The following is a 6,173-nucleotide window of genomic DNA, read 5'->3' on the forward strand; positions in this document are numbered from 1 at the left end:
GGGCTAGTCGTTCGCGAAGCGTCTCCGTTAGGAGAATCGAAAGACTGTTTGCAGCAGCGCGTTCGAGAATCGTCTCCGAAAGGATAATCGAATCAAACAAATAACTACTACAATAAGTTACTTAGAGCGAGAGGGTGGGGGTGGAAGAATTGAAGTTTAACGTTGGAAATTTCTTCCACTACCCGCTGCCAATTCTCTAGCTTTGACGCATATATTGCTTGCGGAGTTGTTGGAGTTTTTGTTTTTGTTCGAAAGTCAGGATCGCATCCCGTTGCGCTACCGCTACGGTTTGGATTTCCTTGAGTTTCGTTTGTTGCTCAGAGGTAAATTTCAGACTTGAGGGTTTACCCTGTTTCATGTCAAGACGGACTTGTTCTTGTTGCGCGGGAGTCAATACCCCAAATATCTTTTGCTTGGCAGTTTTTTCGACCTTCGCTAGTTTTGTTTGTTGATCTTGGGTGATTTTTAGTTGTTCCACCAATTGTGCTTGAGGGTTGTTTCCAGCCGGAGCAGCTTTATTCGCAGAAGATTGGGCAAGGCTGGGAGCGGCAATGGTAGCAGCAATTGATAAAGAACAAATGATGATAGATACAGCAGTTAAAGTTAATTTTTTCATAAGAGTGGGATGAAAATTTTAAGTGAAATTGGCCTGAGCTGACAGTCGATTTTGATTGTTACACTTTTCTTATGACTGCGCTAGCTTGCAAAATGTTCATCTTTGACAATTTATCATAGGAACTTTCTGTTCTCTCTAGAAATATGGAGAAAGTCTCCCTAGAAGGGGGAGGCTTTAACCCCACTTTTCTGGTAGCTAGATCCCATACTCTCAGAGGACTATAAAAATTTTAAATTAATTCTGATTTATCGCCTGGAGAGAATTAAAATTTTGCTCTGACCGTAAATTCATAATCGCCCCCAGCTTCTAACTGATAATCCCATTGCTTCAAAAATCGACCTAAAGCATCTTGAATCAAAGCACGTCCGAGAGCTGGTTCGACGATCAATTCTAGATGTCCTTCGCGACATCGCCACTGAAATTCCCAACAAAATTCTCCAGCCGTAACTTCGCCTAAAACCTGACCAAATTGCCAAGAATGCTGGGTGACGCGCACATGCGCCGTTGTTTCTGGTAGCTGCCGTTTAGCCATAGTTGAAATCGAAGACTGCCAATAATATCCAGTTTAGCTAAGCAGGCGGAAATCTCAACACTATTCATCCAAAATACTTGGGCAGCTACCTAAAGGACCGCCTTGCCAAGAGGATGCTAGCAGAGTAAGCACGATCGATATCGTCCTCTCTTCCCTCGCGATTGTATAATTCGATCGATAACTTAGATCGTCACAATACTTTTTTGCTTATGTTACTAGGTCAGTGGCTGGGATTTGTAGCTTTAGTATTGTCACTATATATATTATGGCAAGTTCGTCAAGTACTACTGATAGTTTTTGCAGCAATAGTTTTAGCGACAGCGTTGAATAAGTTAGCTCTAAAAATTCAGGATCGATTCAAGCTGTCGCGAACGATCGGGGTGCTTGCGGCAATCGGCATATTTGGTGCGATTTTAATTGGTTTTTTTATTCTGATCGTACCGCCATTTATCACTCAGTTTCAGGAATTGACTACGACTAAGTTTCCAGCAATTCTCAAGTCGGCAAGTCAGTGGCGGACTGATATTCAGGCAAATATTCCGGCTCCACTCACTCCTTATTTACCAGATTTGGCAGATATAAATCGCCAAATTCAACCTTTATTACAATCTCTGGCGGGACGATCTCTGACACTATTTTCTAGTTCCTTGGGTGTAATCCTCAATCTATTGTTTATGGTGATTCTGACAATCATGTTACTGGCACAACCTACTGCTTATCGTCGAGCATTTATTGCTTTGTTTCCGAGTTTTTATCGGCGACGGGTTGATGAAATTTTAGCTGAGTGCGAAGTATCTTTGGGTAAGTGGGTTGGTGGTGCAATCCTGAGTATGGTCGTGGTGGCTGTTCTCAGTTTGATTGGTTTATTATCATTAGGAATTCCACTCGCTTTAGCGCAAGCTATTTTGGCTGGATTACTCAATTTCATTCCTAATTTAGGACCGACAATGAGTGTCGTACTACCGGTGGCGATCTCCTTACTAGACGAACCTTGGAAAGCTGTCGCTATATTTATTATTTACTTTCTAATTCAACAATTTGAGAGTAATTTTCTCACCCCATACATTATGGCTCAACAGGTATCATTATTACCTGCAATTACACTGATCGCTCAGGTATTCTTTACTACTTTCTTTGGCTTTTTGGGCTTATTATTAGCATTGCCACTAACGGTAGTTGCCAAGGTTTGGATTAATGCTATTTTGATCGAAGATGTGCTCGATCGATGGCAATATGTACGAGGTAGTACTGATAAATCTAGTTATGATAAAGATATTACCGATCCCTGGCAAAATCCGTCAATTGAAACAGAAATAGTTATGACTGGAGAAGAAAATTAAATTTGCTGTTGCCAGTTACCAACTAATATATAGCAATCCTAATTGAGAAGCTTAGTCGCTAGATGGCAGGCATGAAGTGGCGCATCGACCTGGAGGAAACCTCCAGGTTGTGTGCGTCAGCGGCGCAGTGTAGTCGGGTTCCCCAACCATACAACTGCAACAAGACAAGACAACGACAAGATACCACTGCCCCTACAGATTGATGCTTTCAGCAGAAAATCAAATAGGATTGCTATAGATGGTGCTCAATAATAGGGCTAATGATATTGAGAAGTAAAGATTGTTGCGCTAGACCGTCGGGGGCACAAAGGTGTGCGCGCATCCGCAAGAAAGCCATGAGTCAATTTTACACCACAGAATTAACATTAGTTCTTCAAAAAAATTGCTAGGGAAATTAATCCCTAGCAATAGTTAAAATTACCTGCAAGCAATTGCAGTCTGTCATCTCTGATGTCATTAGACAAATTTAGAGATTGCCAGATTGAGCTAATTTATCCTTAATTTCAGCTAGCGTACCAGCCCACCGTGGGTCGGGTTGGAAGCTATCAGTAGTTGCAGTGGTCGTGTAAGTGTTGCCACCGCCTTGGCTCTTATTGCCCTCTTTGCGGCCACCTTTTTTGCCACCACCACTAGTACTGCGACGGGGAGTACTAGTTTCGCCAGGAACCTTCTTGTTTAAAGTAGGTTTCGGGACATTGCTAGGTTCTCTAGGCTCGGTAGGTTCGCCACCTTCACCATCTTCATCTTCTTGCCCTTTGGCTTTGGGTAAAGCTTTTTCGATTTTGATGGGTAGCTCTTTGAACATCGTACCATTGTACTTTTCAACGATTTGGTCTGCTTGCTCGTCAGTCTCGACGGTGACAAAGCCAAATCCACGGCATTTACCAGTTTTGCGATCTTTGATCACTTTGACAGAAACTAACTCGCCAGCATCAGCAAAAACGGTTTCAAGTTCTTCCCGCTCTACATCAGTTTTTGGTAAGTTGCCCACATATAAACGAATAGACATATAGAAATTCCTCCAGACTGGAATTAAATTAGCTTGCTTGCAGGGTTTCCCCAGGGGGATCGCCTTATTTTTAGGTTGATGAAGAACTACTTCAAGAGTAGTTTGACCCATCACATTTGACAGTTTTAATTAAATCTCAGTAATAAATGATGGGGCGAAATAATAACTTATAACCGCTTGTTTACCCTGCCTAAAGTTATGAATCCACAGATGAGATATCTGTATCCTCAACACTATAGTTTAATGTTTCTTCACGAATTTTGTTATACCCCTATTTAAACTATCACGTCTGGGGATAGGAGATCGATGTATTGACGATCGATTTAGTCATGCTCTGCCCAATAATGCCCCAGACAAACCAAAAAAGGCGGGCATTGCCCGCCTTTTTGAAACGATCGAACCTAGTTGTCGTAAAATCAATTAAGATCGATCGAATGTAATGTAATTATTACACCCGTTCTTCGCTACGGTATCCACCGCGACCACCAGCACTACCACCACGGCTATCGCGTTCGTAACGACTGCTTTCATTGCGAGGTGCGCTGTCACGACGATCGTAACGACCACCGCCACCACTGCTGCTACCTTCACGGAGTACAGGCTTACCAGTTGCACCGCTGCCAGCGCGACGTTCGCCGCCACCGCCACCACCACCACGAGAGCGGTAGCCACCATTACCACGATCTCCACGATCGTTACGGTCGCCACGATCCCCACGATCGTAATCACCACCACCGCGATTTTGTGGCTCTTCCATGTCTAACCAAGCTGGACGAGTTTGGTCGTATACCAATTGAAGTGCTGCTGCTGCGACGGTATGAATGTCGTACTCTTCAGCCATTTTAGCGATGATTGGCAAGAAGGATGCTACCCGTTCGCCAGAGAGAGCTTCTTGAACTTTAGCTTGGATTTTGTCAACGTGAGCCGCTTCTACTTGAGAGCGGGTAGGGATTTGACAGACATTGAGGGACTGTTTGACCCGACGTTCGATCGCTTGTAGTTTACGACGATCGAGTGAATGAATCAAGGAGATTGCTACGCCTTCTTTACCAGCACGTCCAGTCCGACCGATCCGGTGAATGTAGTTTTCTACACTATCAGGTAAATCGTAGTTAATTACGTGGCTGAGGTGGTCTACATCTAGACCCCGTGCAGCGATATCTGTAGCGACGATCCAGCGCACTTTGTCACCACGGAAGCGGGCTAGGAGACGTTCCCGTTGAGTTTGGGTGAGGTCGCCGTGGTACTCATCCGCACTGTGTCCAGAAGACTGGAGTTGGTTGGTGAGTTCTGCGGCTGCTTTCCGAGTACGGACGAAGATAATCGCCGATTCTGGTTGTTCCAATTCGAGGATTGGTTGCAGAGCCTGAGCTTTAGTCCATCCACGCGGGATGAAGTAAACTTGTTGTTTGATTTTGGAAGGTGCTGCTTTAACTTGATCGACTGTGACAGTCACAGGATTTTTGAGGAAGCGGTTGACCAATGAGCGAATAGGCGGTGCCATCGTCGCCGAGAAGAAGGCGGTTTGACGCTCGGTAGGCAATTTGCTCAAAATTAGCTCGATGTCGTCGATGAAGCCCATACTGAGCATTTCATCAGCTTCATCTAGTACCAACCATTCGACTTGTCCGAGGCGGAGATGTCCGCGATTGATTAAATCGATCACCCGACCAGGGGTACCGACAACGGCAGATACACCGCTTTCTAACCGACGAATTTGAAGGTCGATCGCCTGTCCACCATATACAGTTAAGATGGGTGAGCGACGCTCGTTGCCACCTAAGAAGGTCTTCATGGCTGCGGAAACCTGCATTGCTAACTCACGAGTCGGAGTTAATACTAATGCTTGAATTACCGGACGCTGCCAGTCGATCCGCTCGATCATTGGGAGCGCGAATGCAGCAGTTTTACCTGTACCTGTTTGCGACTGTCCGACTACATCTTTACCAGATAGTAGATAGGGAATGGCTTGTTCTTGAATATTGGTTGGTTCAGTAATCCCCATCCCTTCCAATTGTGTAACGATACGATCGGAAAGGCCAAGGCTAGAGAAAGAAACGGTCATAATTTATATGTAAGTGGATTCGGTATGATTACAATCGAAAATTTAGGAGCTAATATTTAGGAATTAATCAGTAGACAAACCAAGGAAAACGTCGTACCCAATATTCAAACCATTCAGTCTAGGGATGGGTGTGAATTAGCTGTAATTCTACACCGATAAGAAAAATACCAAATAGTTTCAGAATGTTCGCATCAGTTGCGAGGCGGAGATTCTGTGATAAATTGTTGTCGAAATAAATCGGTCTTTTTACTGAGTTCTAGCGGCTTCGCTCCAATCCAAAATTCAAAGATATTCTGAATTTTGAATTTAACAGTTATTTTGTTAGTAGCAATCACTTACCAGCCTAACATCAATTGTTAAAATTTGATACTGGCGGATAACCGATCGCTACTAATTTTTTACTGATAGACAATCTCACCGTGGAGATCGTAATGGTCTGCTTCGTGAATCGTAGCGGAAACAATCGACCCAAGGCGGGCACTTCCACTAAGATACACTAATCCGTCCACTTCTGGTGCAAATCTGGCAGATCTGCCCACCAACAACCCTGATTCTGGATTTTCCTGTTCGACGAGGACATCGACAGTTTTGCCCACTTCGAGCTGATTGCG

General features: G+C 44.2%; 6 protein-coding genes. 1 reads left to right on the forward strand and 5 read right to left on the reverse strand.

Annotated elements, in window-relative coordinates; all coding sequences use genetic code 11:
* Positions 1–196: 196 nt before the first annotated feature.
* Both RMO55_RS05660 and RMO55_RS05665 read right to left on the reverse strand, forming a co-directional pair.
* Complete coding sequence (locus RMO55_RS05660) at positions 197–616, reverse strand: hypothetical protein (RefSeq protein WP_310424703.1); 420 nt, start codon at positions 614–616, stop codon at positions 197–199.
* 262 nt (positions 617–878) lie between these two features.
* Positions 879–1,148: a DUF3146 family protein gene (locus RMO55_RS05665; RefSeq protein WP_310424705.1), complete on the reverse strand. Its 270-nt coding sequence runs from the start codon at positions 1,146–1,148 to the stop codon at positions 879–881.
* Positions 1,149–1,357: 209 nt separating this feature from the next.
* Here RMO55_RS05665 and RMO55_RS05670 point away from each other — a divergent pair, with 209 nt between their 5' ends.
* The gene (locus RMO55_RS05670) at positions 1,358–2,488 is read left to right on the forward strand and encodes an AI-2E family transporter (protein WP_310424707.1); all 1,131 of its coding nucleotides are present in this window, start codon (positions 1,358–1,360) and stop codon (positions 2,486–2,488) included.
* 466 nt (positions 2,489–2,954) lie between these two features.
* Here the strand turns inward: RMO55_RS05670 and RMO55_RS05675 are convergent, their stop codons facing one another.
* From RMO55_RS05675 to RMO55_RS05685, 3 genes are all read right to left on the reverse strand, one after another.
* Entirely contained in the window at positions 2,955–3,497 is a 543-nt protein-coding gene (locus RMO55_RS05675; protein ID WP_310424709.1) for an RNA-binding protein, read from the reverse strand.
* Between the two features lie 448 nt (positions 3,498–3,945).
* On the reverse strand, positions 3,946–5,562 hold the full coding sequence (locus RMO55_RS05680) for a DEAD/DEAH box helicase (protein ID WP_310424711.1): 1,617 nt from the start codon (positions 5,560–5,562) through the stop codon (positions 3,946–3,948).
* Positions 5,563–5,960: 398 nt separating this feature from the next.
* The coding region (locus tag RMO55_RS05685; protein ID WP_310424713.1) for a TRAM domain-containing protein at positions 5,961–6,173 on the reverse strand (213 nt) is incomplete at its 5' end.

The organism is Chamaesiphon sp. VAR_48_metabat_135_sub (genome assembly GCF_031418915.1).
Taxonomy (GTDB): domain Bacteria; phylum Cyanobacteriota; class Cyanobacteriia; order Cyanobacteriales; family Chamaesiphonaceae; genus Chamaesiphon.